General features: G+C 34.3%; 20 protein-coding genes. 12 read left to right on the top strand and 8 right to left on the bottom strand.

Going from position 1 to position 17684, the window contains the following annotated elements; genetic code table 11:
* Nucleotides 1–14: 14 nt before the first annotated feature.
* From EKM05_RS09475 to EKM05_RS09455, 5 genes are all read right to left on the bottom strand, one after another.
* Nucleotides 15–890 carry a DUF3347 domain-containing protein gene (locus EKM05_RS09475; RefSeq protein ID WP_126554817.1) on the bottom strand — a complete coding sequence of 292 codons (876 nt, stop codon included), beginning with the start codon at nucleotides 888–890 and terminating at the stop codon, nucleotides 15–17.
* A gap of 152 nt (nucleotides 891–1042) precedes the next feature.
* Nucleotides 1043–1414, bottom strand: coding sequence for a hypothetical protein (locus EKM05_RS14400; RefSeq protein WP_126554815.1), 372 nt, complete (start codon nucleotides 1412–1414; stop codon nucleotides 1043–1045).
* A gap of 86 nt (nucleotides 1415–1500) precedes the next feature.
* Nucleotides 1501–1845, bottom strand: a complete 345-nt coding sequence (locus tag EKM05_RS09465; protein ID WP_126458568.1) for a phage holin family protein — start codon at nucleotides 1843–1845, stop codon at nucleotides 1501–1503.
* 54 nt (nucleotides 1846–1899) lie between these two features.
* A complete protein-coding gene (locus EKM05_RS09460) occupies nucleotides 1900–2658 on the bottom strand; it encodes an alpha/beta fold hydrolase (protein WP_126554813.1) in 759 nt (252 codons plus the stop codon).
* 106 nt (nucleotides 2659–2764) lie between these two features.
* Nucleotides 2765–3478: a pyridoxine 5'-phosphate synthase gene (locus EKM05_RS09455; protein WP_126458562.1), complete on the bottom strand. Its 714-nt coding sequence runs from the start codon at nucleotides 3476–3478 to the stop codon at nucleotides 2765–2767.
* 113 nt (nucleotides 3479–3591) lie between these two features.
* Here EKM05_RS09455 and EKM05_RS09450 point away from each other — a divergent pair, with 113 nt between their 5' ends.
* From EKM05_RS09450 to murI, 8 genes are all read left to right on the top strand, one after another.
* A complete protein-coding gene (locus EKM05_RS09450) occupies nucleotides 3592–4251 on the top strand; it encodes a CBS domain-containing protein (protein WP_126554811.1) in 660 nt (219 codons plus the stop codon).
* A 78-nt stretch (nucleotides 4252–4329) separates the two neighbouring features.
* Complete coding sequence (locus EKM05_RS09445) at nucleotides 4330–5214, top strand: NAD kinase (RefSeq protein ID WP_126554809.1); 885 nt, start codon at nucleotides 4330–4332, stop codon at nucleotides 5212–5214.
* A gap of 167 nt (nucleotides 5215–5381) precedes the next feature.
* Entirely contained in the window at nucleotides 5382–6056 is a 675-nt protein-coding gene (locus EKM05_RS09440; RefSeq protein ID WP_126554807.1) for a DUF6089 family protein, read from the top strand.
* A 4-nt stretch (nucleotides 6057–6060) separates the two neighbouring features.
* A complete protein-coding gene (locus EKM05_RS09435; RefSeq protein WP_126554805.1) occupies nucleotides 6061–6801 on the top strand; it encodes an isoprenyl transferase in 741 nt (246 codons plus the stop codon).
* Nucleotides 6734–9463, top strand: a complete 2730-nt coding sequence (locus EKM05_RS09430) for an outer membrane protein assembly factor (RefSeq protein ID WP_126458546.1) — start codon at nucleotides 6734–6736, stop codon at nucleotides 9461–9463. The genes EKM05_RS09435 and EKM05_RS09430 overlap by 68 nt, the downstream gene beginning before the upstream one ends.
* Before the next feature lie 37 nt (nucleotides 9464–9500).
* Nucleotides 9501–10523, top strand: a complete 1023-nt coding sequence (locus tag EKM05_RS09425) for an OmpH family outer membrane protein (RefSeq protein ID WP_126554803.1) — start codon at nucleotides 9501–9503, stop codon at nucleotides 10521–10523.
* Between the two features lie 21 nt (nucleotides 10524–10544).
* Nucleotides 10545–11045 carry an OmpH family outer membrane protein gene (locus EKM05_RS09420; protein WP_126458540.1) on the top strand — a complete coding sequence of 167 codons (501 nt, stop codon included), beginning with the start codon at nucleotides 10545–10547 and terminating at the stop codon, nucleotides 11043–11045.
* A 110-nt stretch (nucleotides 11046–11155) separates the two neighbouring features.
* Nucleotides 11156–11935, top strand: a complete 780-nt coding sequence (murI, locus tag EKM05_RS09415; RefSeq protein ID WP_126554801.1) for a glutamate racemase — start codon at nucleotides 11156–11158, stop codon at nucleotides 11933–11935.
* A gap of 12 nt (nucleotides 11936–11947) precedes the next feature.
* Here murI and EKM05_RS09410 read toward each other — a convergent pair whose 3' ends face one another.
* On the bottom strand, nucleotides 11948–12463 hold the full coding sequence (locus tag EKM05_RS09410; RefSeq protein WP_126458534.1) for a gamma carbonic anhydrase family protein: 516 nt from the start codon (nucleotides 12461–12463) through the stop codon (nucleotides 11948–11950).
* Between the two features lie 11 nt (nucleotides 12464–12474).
* On the bottom strand, nucleotides 12475–13473 hold the full coding sequence (locus EKM05_RS09405; RefSeq protein WP_126554799.1) for a type IX secretion system membrane protein PorP/SprF: 999 nt from the start codon (nucleotides 13471–13473) through the stop codon (nucleotides 12475–12477).
* Nucleotides 13474–13641: 168 nt separating this feature from the next.
* On the opposite strand from EKM05_RS09405, the gene EKM05_RS09400 reads away from it, so the two are divergent.
* From EKM05_RS09400 to EKM05_RS09385, 4 genes are all read left to right on the top strand, one after another.
* Nucleotides 13642–14541 carry a NifU family protein gene (locus EKM05_RS09400; RefSeq protein WP_126458528.1) on the top strand — a complete coding sequence of 300 codons (900 nt, stop codon included), beginning with the start codon at nucleotides 13642–13644 and terminating at the stop codon, nucleotides 14539–14541.
* Nucleotides 14542–14745: 204 nt separating this feature from the next.
* Complete coding sequence (locus EKM05_RS14845) at nucleotides 14746–14844, top strand: dodecin domain-containing protein (RefSeq protein WP_317125130.1); 99 nt, start codon at nucleotides 14746–14748, stop codon at nucleotides 14842–14844.
* Nucleotides 14845–15355: 511 nt separating this feature from the next.
* Nucleotides 15356–15976 (top strand): hypothetical protein, encoded by a 621-nt coding sequence (locus EKM05_RS09390; protein ID WP_126554796.1) that lies wholly within the window; start codon nucleotides 15356–15358, stop codon nucleotides 15974–15976.
* Nucleotides 15977–16042: 66 nt separating this feature from the next.
* Nucleotides 16043–16888 carry a mechanosensitive ion channel family protein gene (locus EKM05_RS09385; RefSeq protein ID WP_126554794.1) on the top strand — a complete coding sequence of 282 codons (846 nt, stop codon included), beginning with the start codon at nucleotides 16043–16045 and terminating at the stop codon, nucleotides 16886–16888.
* 60 nt (nucleotides 16889–16948) lie between these two features.
* Here EKM05_RS09385 and tsaB read toward each other — a convergent pair whose 3' ends face one another.
* Nucleotides 16949–17617, bottom strand: a complete 669-nt coding sequence (tsaB, locus tag EKM05_RS09380; protein WP_126554792.1) for a tRNA (adenosine(37)-N6)-threonylcarbamoyltransferase complex dimerization subunit type 1 TsaB — start codon at nucleotides 17615–17617, stop codon at nucleotides 16949–16951.
* Nucleotides 17618–17684: the final 67 nt, after the last annotated feature.

Here is a 17684-nt window from a genome sequence, read left to right as displayed (position 1 = left end):
TTTCCTTTAAATAATTATTGAAGCGTCTCTACCGTTTTTCCACAAGTCATCATTTGCGAACCGTAATACGGATTCTTAACGTCCTTTTCTTTGCTCAACCAGTTGGCTCCTTTACCGCCATTTGCCATAGGACAAAACTGGAGATAAACCGGAGTCTCGTATTTAGCCACTTTTATCAATTCATACATCGATTTTGATAAATCCATGAAATGATCTCTCTGATGAGAAATATCTTTTGTATCACCAATATGCTCAGAATGTTCTTTTAAGTCATTCAAAACTTTCATCCAAACAATATGTTCTTCCGATTTTAGTGTTTCCATCTTCACGGAATTGATTGCCGTTAATAAATCCTTCGCTTTCAAGGAAGTACTGTTTCCGTCTGTTTTCACTAAAGCATCTTTTAAAAGAAAATAGCTATCAAAAACAGCTTTTAATGTAGTATCTACTTGTTGTTTTGGAACTGCATTATCTGAGTGATTGGCGTGGCCTGCATGATTTTCTGTAGTGACGGTTTCCATTTTCGTTGCTGGAGAAACGGCTACTTTTGCTTCTCTTTCATATTGGCAACAGCCATGTAGTTTGTCATAAACAGCATCTGGAGCAAGAAACTTATCACTGTCATACCCTGCTAAAGCAATGCGTTTCAGGATTTCGTCTTGACTTGTTTTAGTCGAGTCATACGTGAGTGTTGCCATTTTGGTGTCTTTATTCCACTCGACTTTCGCTGCTTTTTTCAGGTTACCTGTAGTTTCTATGGTGCTTTTACACATCTCACAGTTGCCATATATTTTTACCGTTTCTGTTGTAGCATTTTTAATTTGCGCATGGCTGATTGTGATTGAAAGCAACAGAGTAGTTGCCATCAATATTTTTTTTATTGAATTCATTTTGATATTATTTTGAAGTGAATTAGTCGCAAAACATTGAAAACAACAGCTTATTTTGCTCTGTTTTTTGAATTGTAATTGACTACGTTTATTGGTTTTTAAAGCATATACTGCTTTGAACAAGACAGTTTTTTGGCTGTCAAAAAAGAAATTTAGCTTATTTTAGGTGGAAGCCAAATAGAACGGAAATGGGATGAGATAAAGATTTCCGAGTAATAATAATTTTGTTTTTCAGTAGAAAAACTAAAAATTTGCTTGTTTAATTCCGTGTTAAATATGGATGTTAAACCCAAATGAATTGCTGTACTGCCACAAGAAATACTCTTGCAAGCACCGTTACAACCATCATGCAACCCTTTATTTGATTTTTTTTCTTTATTACAACAGTCTTTTTGCTCCGTTTTTGAAGAGAATTCTTTTTTGCAACACGATTTCTCTGCTTTTATTCCACACGCAATAGCTACGCTTGGAGTCATAAAGAACCCAAGCGTAACTAGTAACAATATGTAAAAATTTTTAGACATAGTATCGTTTAAATAAAGTACAAAGATATTGATTGATTCTTAATTTCAAATGCATTACGTCATAAATACGTGTTAAAAATAGCCTATTATTTTCCCTCGCCTAGAATTCCATTCATTATAGACTGCGATACGGATAATATAATACTAAAAAACAAGGCAGTCCAAAACGTATCTACGCGAAAACCGTCCACAATTTTTGTACACAACAAAATCATCAGTGCATTAATAACCAATAAAAACAAACCTAAAGTTAGTATCGTTACCGGCAAAGTTAGTATCACTAATATTGGCTTGATAAATATATTAAGTAATCCAAGAACAATTGCCACAATCAAAGCCGTGGCGAATCCATCTACACGCACACCCGGCATAAAGTTCGCAATAAGCAATACTAAACCAGAGGTAATAAGAATTTTGATGAGTAAATTCATAAGTTTATCTTTTTAAATTTTAATAAATGTAGTGAAAATTAGAAACCATCTCCTTTATTTTAAAAAAGAAGTGACTTTTTGATAGAACTCAGCTGGATTTTCGGCATGAAGCCAATGCCCTACATTAGGAATCGTTTCAATATTTGAATCCGGGAAATGCTGTTTTATAATTTCAAAATCGCTGTCTATAATATAATTTGATTTTCCGCCTCGAATGAACAAGGCTGGTTTCTCGAAAACGGAATTCTTAGGCAACGGAATTCCTATTTCATCCATTTTTGTATTGAAAACTGCCAAATTAAATCGAAAGGCAAGTTGCCCGGGCTCTTGCCAAAACAAATTCTTCATCAAGAATTGTCTGGTTCCAAAATCAGGAACAAACTTCTCCATGATTTCTTCGACATCACTTCGACTTGGTTTTTTTGAAAAATCAACCGCATTCAATCCCGCCAAAATATCCTGATGATGCTGCGGATAAAATTTTGGTCCTATGTCCGCAACAATTAACTTATTAACTAATTCAGGATGCAACGTTGCCAGAAGCATGGCTATTTTCCCGCCCATCGAGTGTCCTAAAATATTGATATTTTCTAATTTATGAGCTTGACAGTACTCGTAAACATCCTGCGCCATAATTTCGTAGGTAAAATTCTCTGAGTGCAGGCTTCGTCCGTGGTTGCGTAAATCGAGAATATGAACCTGAAAATCAGTTGCGAATTGCGTTCCGAGTGTTTTCCAGTTATCAGACATCCCCAGAAATCCGTGAAGAATTAAAAGTGGCTGTCCTGATCCTTCTATTTTTGAAAAAAGCATATAATTTTAGATTTTAACGTTATGATTTAAATTAAAAACCATTAAGAAAGTAAAGCTATTAAGCTTAAAACTTAATCCATCATAATTTCTTAATGGTTAAAAAAAACTATTTTAATTTTTGCAAATACATATTCACCACATTGTCTAATCCCAGATAAATAGCTTCGGAAATCAGCGCATGACCAATAGAAACTTCGAGTAATCCCGGGATATTTTGTTTAAAAAATTGAATATTATCCAAACTCAAATCATGACCTGCATTAATCCCTAATCCAAGCGCATTGGCTAGGATGGCAGCGTGTGTGTATGGCACAATTCCGTTTTGATTTCCTAAACTGTATTGGTGTGCGAATGCTTCGGTATACAATTCAATTCTTTCGGTTCCAATTTTTTTTGCACCTTCAATCATTTCGAGAACAGGATCTACAAAAATGGACGTTCTAATTCCGTTCCGTTGAAACTCCTGAACAATTTCAGTCAAATAAGAAGCGTGCTTTATGGTATCCCAACCAGCATTAGATGTTATGGCGTCTACAGCATCCGGAACTAGAGTTACCTGAGTCGGTTTTATTTCCAGAACAAGGTCGATAAAGGTTTTTTCTGGATTTCCTTCTATATTATATTCCGTATAAACAGTCGTTTTTAAATCCCGTGCATCCTGATAGCGAATGTGGCGCTCATCCGGACGGGGATGTATGGTAATTCCTTGCGCTCCGAACTTTTGAATGTCGGCAGCTACTTTTAATAAATCAGGAACATTTCCTCCACGAGCATTACGTAAAGTAGCTATTTTATTGATGTTTACACTTAATTTTGTCATTGGAACCCTTTTTGATTAAACCAGTACTATTTCTTGAAGCAAAAATACAAAGTAAAACTTAGGAGTTTTTGCTTATTTTTGATTATTTTGCATGAAATATTTTTGCCTTATTTATGATCGAAATTACAGACTATATAACCAATGATTTTAAAGCGATTAACAACCAAGATACTATTGCGGTTGTTCAAGAATTCTTCAATGACGTCCACTTTTCACATTTCCCAATAATCGAAGAAGGGGTGTATCTGGGCAGTATTGCCCGCGAAGATCTAGAAACTTTTGACAGCACTAAAAAAGTATCTGATTTTCGCTATTCACTGGAAGGGTTTTTCACAAGAACTAATACAATATGGCTTGATGTGCTGGAAGTTTTTGCAAAAAATCAGACTAATTTAGTTCCGGTTTTAGACGAAAACAACACCTACGTGGGTTATTATCAAATAGAAGACATCATGAAGTTTTTTCATGAAACTCCTTTTTTAAAGGAACCCGGCGGCGTTATCGTTGTCAAGAAAGCCGCTTTAGATTATTCTATGAGTCAAATTACCCAAATAGTCGAAAGCAACAATGGTAAACTTTTAGGTGTATTCGTCTCCGAATTAGATGTTGAGAGTGTTGAAGTTACCTTAAAAATAACGTTAGGTGCTATCAATGAAATAATACAGACTTTCAGAAGATATGATTATGAAATTATATCCGAGCATCAAGAAGACAATTACATCAATAATTTGAAGGAACGTTCTGATTATTTAGACAAGTACCTTAATATATAGTGCTCGTTTAACCGATTATTTGTTTAATCGATTAAATACTAAAACAAACATATCAACATTAAACGATTACACAAAAAGATGAAAGTAGCGATCTACGGCCAATATTATCAAAACAGTACCGAACCTATTATAAACGACATCTTTGTTTTTTTTAACAAAAATAATGTAGAGATGATTATTGAGTCTCATTTTTTGCTGATGCTCAACGAAAGGAAAATTGTAGAAAAAAAATACAAAACCTTCACATCCCACACTGAACTTGATTCTAGTTTTGATATGCTCATCAGCATTGGAGGAGACGGAACTATTTTAAGAGCGGCCACTTTAGTGCGGGATTCCGGAGTTCCTATTTTAGGAATAAATGCGGGAAGACTAGGTTTCCTTGCAACCGTCCAAAAAGAGAATATCGCAACATTCATGCAATTTGTCATTGACAAAAAATACACCATCTCAAAAAGAACATTACTGAGCGTAACCTGCACGCCACCAAATGAATCCATCCAAAAAATGGATTTTGCCATGAATGAAATTACGGTCAGTAGAAAAGACACTACATCGATGATTACGATAGACACGTACTTGAATAACGAATTTTTAAATTCATATTGGGCCGATGGGTTAATTATATCAACACCAACAGGATCTACGGGGTATTCTTTGAGTTGTGGCGGTCCAATCTTGACACCTGATGTAAAAAGCATCGTCATCACCCCAATTGCTCCCCACAACCTAACGGCCAGGCCTCTTGTTGTTCCGGATGAAACAGAAATTAGACTAAAAGTTTCCGGAAGAGAGGAAAATTATTTAGTGTCCTTAGACTCCAGAGTTACCTCGGTAAAGAACGAATCCATACTGACCTTAAAAAAAACACCCTTTCAAATCAATATGGTAGAAATACCCGAAGAAACTTTTTTAAAAACCCTTCGAAGCAAATTACTTTGGGGACAAGATAAGCGTAACTAAATCATTTTAATAAATAATATACGATTCTATGTTTTTTTTTCGTTTGAATAAATAAAATACTCACTTTGCGCAATTTACTTGTCAATTAATCAAAAAAACACACATTTAACTGAATGGGTATTGAATCGTATTGATTATTATTATATTTGCACGCAATTTTTGATTGAATGAACAAGATTTTCTATTTATTGTTTTGCTTACTCCCATTTACGAACACCCAGGCTCAGATCCACGAAATTGGTGTTTTTGCAGGTGGAAGTAACTTTGTAGGCGATGTTGGTCCTACGACTTACCTTGCGCCAAACGAACCTGCTTTTGGGGTTTTATACAAATGGAATAAAAGTCCAAGACATGCTTACCGATTTTCATACATGCAGTCAAACATAAATTCAGATGATTCAGATTCAAAAGAAGCAGCAAGAAACCAAAGAGGATATCGTTTTGAAAACAATCTAAAAGAAGTCTCTTTAGGACTTGAATTCAACTTTTTTGACTTTAATCTTCACGACTCTCGAACTAAAATTACACCTTATGTGTTTTCAGGAATCAGTTATTTCCTGAGCAGGTACAAATTGACAGACACGCAAGCAGGTACAACAGCAGAAGGCAGATCAGAAAGAAGAAAATCAATAGCGATCCCGATGATTTTAGGAATCAAGTCAACGCTATCTCCCAGTTTAATATTGGGATTAGAAACCGGAGCACGGTATACGCTGACAGATGATATAGAAGGAAGTTATAATGGGAATTTTGGAAATATAAATAATAATGATTGGTATGTCTTCACAGGCGTTACGCTAACGTATACCTTTGGAAACAAACCCTGTTATTGTGCAGAATAAAAAAATGAATTTACTAGACACTATAGATGCAACGAACCTACCAAACCATTTGGCTATCATAATGGATGGTAATGGCCGTTGGGCAAAACAAAAAGGACTCTTACGAGCTTTAGGTCATGAAAGCGGGACAAAATCAGTAAAAAAAATAATTGAAGCCAGTGCTAAACTAGGGATTGATTTTCTAACACTCTATACTTTTTCTACCGAAAACTGGAACAGGCCCAAACTGGAAGTAGAAACCTTAATGAAGGTACTCATCAACTCCTTAAAAAAGGAATTAAAAACCTTACAGGAAAACAATATAAAACTGAATGCTATTGGTAATTTAGAAAAATTACCAAAATCTGCACAAAAAGAGCTCCTCGACGTTATTAGTAAGACAAAAGACAACACGCAAATGACACTAACCCTAGCGTTAAGCTACGGTTCCAGGGAGGAAATTGTCACTGCTGTAAAAAACATTTGCAGTAAAGTTAAAAATAATATAATTTCAATAGACACTATTGACGATTCCATTATTAATGAGCATCTTTACACGCAAAATTTACCTGATGTAGATTTATTAATACGAACTAGTGGAGAGCATAGAATAAGTAACTTTTTGTTATGGCAAATTGCCTATGCAGAATTATATTTTACTGATGTATTATGGCCAGACTTTAAAGAACAAGATTTATATGAGGCTATCATTAGTTATCAAAAAAGAGAACGTAGATTTGGAAAAACAAGTGAACAAATTAAATAATTATTTAGTGTTAAATAAAAGCATCAGAATAGCCCTCACCGTTTTAATTTTAGGAAGTTTTACACAAGTTAAAGCACAAGAAAGAGTTCCTTTTGATCAAGGAAAAAAATACATCTTAGGAGATGTAACAGTTGTTGGCGATATCACTTTCAACACTCAAACTGTAGTTACTTTTGCTGGTCTGCAAAAAGGACAATCGATAACTATTCCTGGTGAACAAATAAGCAGCGCCATAAAAAAACTAGGAAAACTGGGCTTGTTCGATGAAATTTCATTTTATATCAATAGAATAGAAAATGACAGCATCTATCTTGATTTGAATATCGTGGAATTACCTAAATTGAGTGGTGTAAAATTTGTAGGTGTAAAAAAATCAAAAACGGAAGCTTTAATTAAAGACAACAGCCTTAACAAAGGGAAAGTAGTCAATGAAAATTTAATTACCACTACAAAAAACTACATCGAGAACAAGTATAAAAAAGATGGGTATTACAACACCAAAGTAAACATAAATACTGCCAAAGACACAGCTACGATAAACCAAGTCAACATGGTTATCAATGTAGACAAAGGAAATAAAGTAAAAATACAAAAAATTGATTTTGTAGGAAACACAAAAATATCCGATAAAGTATTGCGTAAAGCAATGAAGGATACCAAACAAAAAAACTTCCTGCGTGTTTTAAAAGGCTCTAAATTTATAAAAGAAAAATACAAATCGGATTTAGAAAACGTAATCGCTTCTTACAAAGAGAAAGGCTATAGAGATGCCAGAATACTTTCGGATTCTGTTACCTATGACAAAGACAAAAAAGCCTTAATGATTAAAATAAATGTCGAGGAAGGAAATAAATACTTTTTTGGAAACATTAAATTTTTAGGAAATACCGTTTATCCGGATCAATATCTAAACAGAATTTTAGGTGTCAAAAAAGGGGAAACCTACAACGGAGTACTTCTGGAGAAAAGAATTGCAGACAAATCAAAACCTGACGGAGAGGACATCACGAATTTATACCAAAACAGCGGTTATTTATTTTCTAATATCAATGCTGTAGAGGTAAGAACCGCAAATGACACCATTGACTTTGAAATCAGAGTTACTGAAGGACCAATTGCATACTTCAATAAAATTACAGTAGTAGGAAATGACAAGACCAATGACCGTGTAATTTACCGAGAATTAAGAACCAAACCAGGAGAGAAATATAGCAAAGAAGAGTTAGTACGAACCATTAGAGAGATTGGCCAATTAGGATTTTTTGATCCGGAAGCCATCGATCCAAAATTCAAGAATGTAGATTCAGGAGCAGGAACTGTAGACATTGAATACAATCTGGTGGAGAAAGGATCCAGCCAAATCGAACTTCAAGGTGGTTACGGTGGTGGTGGTTTCATTGGAACATTAGGACTTTCTTTTAATAACTTTTCAGCCAGAAACTTACTCAATAAAGAAGCCTACAAACCGCTTCCTATGGGAGATGGTCAAAAAGTATCGTTACGTTTACAGGCCAGCACCTTTTTTCAAACGTATAGCGTCTCGTTTTCCGAGCCTTGGTTTGGAGGTAAAAAACCCGTATCTTTTAGTACCTCATTGTCATACAGCAAACAATTTTTGAATAATTTTATAACACAAAGAGCCGATAAAAGTAAGAGTTTTAATATCATTACATTGTCCGTTGGCTTGTCAAAAAGATTAACGGTGCCGGATGATAACACGTATTTATCTCAATCCGTAAGTTACCAACATTATGATTTAAATAATTACAACACTGGATTATTTACTTTTGGAAACGGGTCTTCCAGAAATTTAGCGTATACTATAGGACTAACGCATACCAATAAAGGATTCAATCCTATATTTCCAACGTACGGTTCTGAATTTAGTTTAACCGCTAAATTTACACCACCCTATTCATTGTTGAATGGAATAGATTATGCCACACTAGGCGATAAAGAAGAATACAAATTAAAAAACACTGTAGACCGACAAAATGTGCCTGATGGAAATGGGAATATTGTTCAAATTGGAGATTATATTGACACCAACGGAAACAAAGTGACCGATTTTAACCTGGCGGCAACAAACATTAGTAAAGTAGATCAAGAGCGATTTAAATGGTTGGAATATTATAAAATAAAGTTTAAAGCGGACTGGTATACTAAGATTTACGGAAAATTAGTCCTTAGAACGTTGACTGAATTTGGATTTCTTGGAGCATACAATCAAGACAGAGGTTCAGTTCCGTTTGAACGATTTTATCTTGGGGGTGACGGACTGGCTAACTTTTCTATGGATGGTAGAGAAACCATTCAGTTAAGAGGGTATCCTAATAATTCATTGACACCCGTAAATAGCACAGGAGATCAAATTGGAGCTACGGTTTTTAACAAATTTTCAATGGAGTTACGCTATCCAATAACATTAAAATCATCCGCATCAATTTATGCTTTGGCATTCATGGAAGCAGGTTCGTCATTTAGTGATTTCAAGAGCTATAACCCTTTTGCCTTAAATCGTTCCGCAGGAGTTGGATTGCGTGTATTCATGCCCGCATTTGGTTTATTGGGAATTGATTTTGGCCATGGTTTTGACGCTCTGCCCGGACAAGCAGAACCAAACGGATGGGAAACTCACTTTATTATTGGACAACAATTCTAAAAAATTGATTTAAAATTTTTCTAGTACGTTACTATTTATGAGAAAACAATTTTTATATCTTTTTTTAATTTTAGCAGTTGCGCAGACTATGAAAGCGCAAACTAGAGGAACCAAACTGGGCTATATTGATATGGAATACATTTTACAGAATGTTCCAAATTATACCGAAGCAAAAGTTCAATTAGAGCAAAAAGCCCAAAAATGGAAACTAGAAATTGAAACTAAAAAAATTGAAATCAATAAATTGAAAGATGCGTTAAAAGCCGAAAAAGCACTATTAACCAAAGAACTCATTAGCGAAAGAGAAACAGAAATTAGTTTCCTCGAAAATGAAAATTTAGACTATCAACAAAAAAGATTTGGACCCAATGGCGATTTGATCCTACAAAAATCTATTTTGGTAAAACCAATACAGGATCAAATTTTTACTGCCGTTCAGGATATTGCTGAAGCAAAAAAATATGATTTCATCTTTGATAAAGCCTCTGATCTTACCATGCTGTTTGCAGCAAAAAGATTTGATATCAGTGAGCAAGTTTTACGCGTATTGAACCGTACAGAAAAAAGAGAACAACTGACAAAAAAACAACTTCAGGAAGAAGAAGCCAGAGAAAGCAAGGAAGATGCGTTAGATGAAAATCCTACCTTAGCCGATAGACAAAAAATCCTGAACGATAAAAAAATAGCCCGAGACAAATTGCTTGAAGACCGAAAATTACTTCAAGAACAAAGAAAAAAAGAATTTAACGACAAGCGAAAACAAATAATAGCTGACAGAGAAGCTAAAAAAATTGGCACGGTTTCTGCAAATGTCAAAACAATTGACACCGTTACAGCACCATCAGTAAGTGACTTAAAAAAAGAAAATGCTAAAGAAACTGTTGAATTAGCCAAACAAAAACAAGCTGATGCCAGAACTAAAACATTGGAAGATCGTAAAAAAGTCATTGAAGATCGCAGGAAAGCTTTAGAAGAAAGAAGAAAAAAAATACTGGAAGACAGAGAAGCTCTCAAAAAAGCAAAAGAGGAAAAAATAAAAGAAAATACAAACAATAATTAATTACTAAATACTTTAAAAACGATGAAACAAATCAAAACCCTATTAATTGCTGCCCTTGTTATTTTAGGAGCAAATCAAACAATTACTGCACAAACAAAAACAGCACATGTAGATGTAAGTGAAATTATGACAAAAATGCCTGCAATGTTAGATGCTCAAAAACAATTAGACAAATTGAGTACTACGTATGATGCTGATTACAAAAAAATGGTTGAAGAATACCAAGCTAAATTAAAAAAGTACGAAGCAGAAGCAGCAACAGTTACTGAAGTTATAAACACAGAACGTTCTAAAGAAGTTCAGGACATGCAAAAAAGAATTGTTGACTACAGAGACAATGCTCAAAAAGAATTGCAACAAAAAGAATCTGATATCGTAAAACCATTAATGGAAAAAGTAAGAGCTTCGATCCAAAAAGTGGGTAAAGCAAAAGGGTATCAATATGTTTTAGACGGTTCAACTCTTTTACTTGCTGATGGTCCAAACTTGACTATGGATGTAAAAAAAGATTTAGGTTTCTAAAAAAAAGAACAAAATTCAAAAAAACTGCTCACCTTATATTAGGACAGAGCAGTTTTTTTGTTTAACAAATATTCTAGGAAATTAAAATTTCAGCGCGTAACTTTGTTTCTATGAACAACAACGATCAACCTATAGGGATTTTTGACTCAGGAATAGGTGGCACCTCCATCTGGAAAGCAATTCACAAACTACTTCCAAACGAAAAAACCATATACCTTGCCGATAGCAGGAATGCACCTTACGGACAAAAAACAAAAGAGGAAATTGTTGCATTAAGCATGAAAAATACCGAATTTCTGCTTGATATGAAATGTAAATTAATTGTAGTTGCCTGCAATACGGCAACAACTAATGCCATTCAAGAATTAAGATCTAAATATAATGTTCCTTTCATAGGAATAGAACCTGCGATAAAACCAGCAGTCTCTCATTCAAAAACACAAATAATAGGAATTCTGGCTACACAAGGCACGCTAAACAGTGAACTTTTCAATAAAACCACTGAAAAGTACCAAGACACTAAAATAATTGAGCAGGTGGGACATGGATTAGTGCAATTAATTGAAAATGGAGAGATTAACTCACCCGAAATGACCACATTACTTCAAGCCTACCTGATTCCTATGATTAATGCCAATATTGATTATTTAGTATTAGGTTGCAGTCACTATCCGTATCTGATTCCTCAAATAAAAAAAATCCTTCCCAAACACATTCACATTATAGATTCCGGTGAAGCAGTTGCCAAACAAACTCAAAACATATTACGGGAAAATATAGGTTTCGCATCATCACAAAACAACGAACCTATTTTTTATACCAACACCAATCCAAAAGTATTGACTGAAATTTTAGAAAACAAGTATACGGTAGAACAGGAAAATTTCTAAAACGGCTGAATATTACTCCTCCTTGAACCAACTGGAATACATAACATAATTATTCGAAATGCGTTCAATTTCTCCTGCAAAATCGGACTGATCTATATCCTTAACTTTTCTAGCGGGAACTCCTGCCCAGATTGTCCCTGAGCCTACAACAGTGTTCTGAGTAACAACAGCACCGGCAGCTACAATAGAATTACTTTCGATAACACAATTGTCCATTACTATCGCCCCCATTCCAATCAATACATTGTCGTGAACCTCACAACCATGCACGATTGCATTATGTCCAATAGAAACATTATTTCCTATGAGTGTAGGATGTTTTTTGTACGTACAATGAATAATAGCACCATCTTGAATATTGACTTTGTTTCCAATTTTAATACAATTAACATCGCCTCTGATAACAGCATTAAACCATACACTACAGTTGGTTCCAAAAGTAACATCCCCAATAATAGTGGCATTTTCAGCAACATAACAATCCTTCGGAATAGAAGGTGATTTACCGTTGACAGATTTTATTAGCATGATAAGATAAATTAGTTAATTGCCGGACAATTGCAATCGTATTTTACAGGTTTACAAAACAAATCAATCCCAAGGGTAATTTGGTGGTAACCACCATTATCAAATTTAACCGCTCCAGACAATTGAGAATACGTATAAGCGACCATAAATTGATCAAAATTCACACCCACAATTGGTGTTATGTATTGCAGTTTTTGTTTGGAAATTGTATTGCCATCAAGATATTCTGCACCATCAAAACTTCTTCGATAGGACAATCCACCCCAAACTCTACCAAAATCTAAATTTTTATATGCTTTCAAATTAAGGTCAATTGATTTCTCTTTTGTTTGATCCACCAATTGGAATAAAACAGAAGGCTCCCATAAAATTTGATCTGAATTACCAAAAACATACCCTGCACTGAATAAAAACTTCCTTAAGTTATCACTTTCATATTCCGTGTAAATATTTCTTCTCGTTTCAATTGCGTTTTTTACTGTCGCATGCGCGTAAAAATCTAAAAAATTATAGGATATTCCAAAGTCCACGTTAAAATAAGAATCTTTTTGCACCACGGTTCCGTCAATTATTGGATCAAAATCCCCTGACTGCAAAAAAGCGGTTTCATCTAATTGACTTTGTATCAATCCACCACTAATCCCGAAAGACAATTGATTTAAATCAATTTCGTCTCTAGAAAACATAAGGTGATACGCATACGTCAATTTTATTCCTTTTTGAGAATGATACCCGTTTTTATCATTAAAAAGTATAAAACCCGCTCCTGCTTTTTCACCTACTTTACCATTAAAACTAAGTGTTTGTAATTCAGGCGCGTCCTTCTGATCGAACCATTGCTTACGACCGGTTAACCTAATTTTAGCACAATTTGGCGCTCCGGCCATAGAAGGATGTATCAAGTAATAATTGTCTGACAGATAATCTGAGTACACCGGTATTCCTTCCTGAGAAAAGGAATAATGTGACATCAAAAAAATAATGGCTAGAAATCTAATCTTATTATACATTCAAATACTTTTTAGTAAAACGGATGCGATCAAAAAACAATATAAATTATTAAAAAAAAGCAAAAGCCGAATCAAACACGTAAATTAAAGTTAATTTATTCATTAAAAAATCAAATATAGGTATTCGTAGAAAATAACTTTAGTAAATTTGTAAAAAATTCAAAACTGATGAACAAAGTTACCATAAAAGAGACCCAAAATCCAACTATATTAAAATTTGAATTTAACGATTTCATCACTCAAAATGAAAGTTTTGAATTCAAAAATATAGACGAGGCAAAAACATCCCCTTTAGCACAACAATTATTTTACCTGCCTTTCGTAAAAACAATTTATATCTCCGGGAATTTTATTGCCGTTGAAAAATATAATATTGTTGAATGGGATGATGTCAAAGATGCTGTGGCGCAACAAATAGAAAAATTTGTAAATGATGGCGGATCAATCATTACTATAGAAGAAAATAAGTCTAAAAAACAACCGGTGACCGTGTATGGCGAAACAACTCCTAATCCGTCAGCTTTGAAATTTGTAGTTAGCAAAATACTCACTAAAAACGCTATTGAATTCAAAAATATCGATCAAACTGGCGCTTCTCCATTGGCAAAAGAACTGTTCAAATTCCCTTACGTAAAAGAAATTTTTATTGATGAAAATTACATCTCCGTAACTAAATACGAAGTCAATGAATGGCAAGAAATTACCTTAGAACTAAGAAGTTTCATCAAGCAATACATAGAAAATGGCGGAACTGTTTTAGATGAAAATTATATTGCCACGGTAACTGCAGAAGAAAAAATAAAAGTAAAAGAATTTGACACCCTGGATGTCACTTCGCAACAAATCATTAATATATTAGAAGAATATGTAAAACCCGCAGTACAAGCTGATGGTGGAAATATAGCCTTCGATTCCTATAATGAAGCCGACAAAACTGTAAAAGTGATTTTACAAGGTGCTTGTAGCGGATGTCCTTCTTCTACATTTACTTTAAAAAGCGGGATAGAAAACATGTTAAAAAGCATGTTAAATGACGAAAGCATCAAAGTAGAGGCAATAAATGCATAAAAAGGAAAAATAATTCAAAACATTGATTTAAATATAGTTACGTTAAAAAAATGTATTTTAAATTGAAAATACATTTTAATCTTTAACTTAATACCTAGAAATCAGGTCAATATTAAAAGTAATTGAAATTCTTTGCAGTTCTGAAACAAGTTGGCAAGATGGAGCTCGAAAAGAATAGCCAAAGCCTGAAAATCTGTAAAACACATGCGGTCCGTCTATGTCCATGACCAAAGCGTAACCATCAGTAATGGTGTTATAACAGAATTTAGAATAAATCTAAAATTAACTTTCGAACACGAATAGAGTAGCTAAAAAAATCAAAGCGTTTCATCAGAAGCGCTTTTTTTTAGGAGCAATTTCCCGTCATCCGTTACAATCTTTTTCTTTTTAAAGAAAAAAGAAAAAGGATTTCCACTTCTACCGGGGCTAAAAAAATTTCCATGAATAAATTCCATTTTGAAACCAGTCCCTATTTATTACAACACCCCAAAAATCCAGTAAACCGAAAACTCTGATTTCAAAATCATTGGCACCAATCCTAGAAAAAGACAAACCCAACATTATAAACACCGCTAATTTCCCAGCCATTAACAACCAACCTGTATGGCACTAAGGCAGCAATGACAGAAATACAAAACTATCAAATTCTCTTTTTTACAGGCAGGATTCTCAAGCCAAGAAAAACTGTAATACTTGAGTCAAAATTATACCTGTTCAATGCCAAATACTGATTATCAACAAATTATTAATGATTTAATAAAGTAATCATAGAAAAAAATCACTACTATTGTAAGACCAATCAAATAGAAATACCATGGGACTAGCATCATTTTTTAAAAAATTATTTGGCTCAGCCAAAGAAACGACTAATGAATTAGCGAACAAAGCAGAAACTAGTTTTGATCACGCCAAAAAAACAGCGGCACCTTACTTAGAAAAAGCAGAGAATTTCGTAGCAGAAACATTTGAAAAAACAAAAGAAAGCGCAACACCCTATTTTGAAAAAGCAGAACTTTTTGCTGAAGATACTTTTGAAAAAGCAAAAGAAACGGCAGCGCCAATTATAGAAAAAGCAGAACACTTTGCCAGCAATACTAGAGAAGTATTAAGCGAGTATTCAGCCAAAACCGGAGAAGCTCTTGGGGATTTAGTAAATAGTATAAAAGAAAAAACTGATGCAACTGCTGACAAAGCATCAGATATGGCCATTGAGGAAAAAACAACCGCATCTGAAGTTGTTGACACCCTAAAAGAAAAAGCAAGCGAAACTGCTGACAAAGCAGAAGACTTAGCCAGTGATGCAAAAACAACCGCTTCTGAAGTTGTTGATACCCTAAAAGAAAAGGCAAGTTCCCTTGCACATGATGGCGATGAAGAACTAAAACAGAGCAAAAAAGAAACCATAAATAAAATAGAAGAAGAAGATGCCGATTAATTTATTCGTATTTTTGTCTTTCAAACTTAACCTTCTCCTTTTGAGAAGGTTTTTTATTACATAAAAATGAATTTAGATCCAGACCAACTTTCTAGTTACGCTAATACTTTTTTAAAAGTATTGATAGATTATTCTCCAAAATTGATTTCTGCCTTTATAATTCTATTTGCTGGACTTTATATCATCCGCCTCATCAATAGATTCATAAGAAGAATAATGGTGAAAAGGAATCTAGACCCTACACTGACAAAATTTCTGGCAGATATCTTACTTTGGGTTTTGCGGATCATCTTATTTGTATCCTTTATTTCGAAACTTGGGATTGAAACGTCTTCCTTCGTGGCTATTCTTGGCGCAATGGGACTTGCTGTAGGCTTATCTCTCCAAGGATCACTCTCCAATTTTGCAGGCGGCATGTTGATTATTCTCTTTAAACCCTTTAAGGTTGGCCATACAATTGAAGCCCAAGGGGTCATTGGAACTGTTAACGAGATACAAATATTTGTAACCAAATTAATCACCGCTAACAATCAAACTATTTTTATACCCAATGGATCTTTATCAAATGGAAATATCATAAATTATTCTTTACAAAGGATCAGAAGAGCTGATTTGACAATTGCTATTTCTTATGATACGGATATTAAAAAAGCACGCGAAATGATCACGGCAGTTCTAAAGAACAATCCAAAAGTGCTTGAAACACCTGCTGCTGAAGTATCCGTAAAAAACCTCACCGACAGCGCCATCCAAATAGCGGTAAGACCTTGGGCTACAAATGAAGATTTTTGGGGTGTTTATGCCGATACATTGGAAAACTGCAAACAAGCGTTTGATACTGCTGGAATTATTATTCAGCCTTATGTTAAGGAGTCGTCAAAAAAGAATAACACGGAGAGTAATGAAATATAATAATAAAGGCAGAAGTTACGACACTATTATTTTAAAACCCAGATTCCACAAAAGCAATAACTATTTTTTTGAAGTCGTAATCAAAAAATCTTTCAAATAATAAGGCTCAAAGTACGCAACATCAACGGTGTCACTTACTTTGAATTTCTCATAACTCAAAGCGCTCATTTCTTTGGCAGAAGGATATTTAATCTCCTCTAAAAATATATGGTTTTTTTTAGTTAAAACTAACTTGCATTTCTCGGCACAATCTCCAACAAAATAGATGGATTCCTGCAAATCTTCAAATGAATTCTCCGTAATTATTTCGGCAAGAACTTCTCGTTTTTTTACTAAATTCGGGTTAAAAACAGCACTATATACTTCCATTCTTCGCGCATCAATCATGGGAATAATCAATCCGCTGGAAACTGTAACCTGCGATGCCAACGCTTGCAAAGTATCAATAGCAATCAATGGGATGTTCAGTGCATAGCAAAGCCCTTTTGCTGCCGAAACCCCAATTCGCAATCCAGTATAAGAACCCGGTCCTTGACTTACGGCAACAGCGGATAAATCCTGAAGCGTAATTCCGGCTTCTTTGATAATTTCCTCAATAAAAACATGCAATCGTTCCGCGTGGGAATATCCTTCTTCTGCTATTTCTTTGCAGAGAATCGTTTTTCCTCCTTTTGCAAGAGCTACCGAGCAATTTTTAGTGGCGGTTTCAATATTTAATAAGTAAGACAAGCCGTTTAAAGTTTAAAGTTTAAAGTTCCTCTCGAAACCTTTAATTTGTTTTATTTTTGAATTACAA

Origin of the sequence: Flavobacterium sp. GSP27, from assembly GCF_003970395.1 — a bacterium.
Lineage (GTDB): Bacteria > Bacteroidota > Bacteroidia > Flavobacteriales > Flavobacteriaceae > Flavobacterium.
Note: the sequence above shows the minus strand (reverse complement) of the source record. Positions and strands in the feature narration are given on the sequence as shown.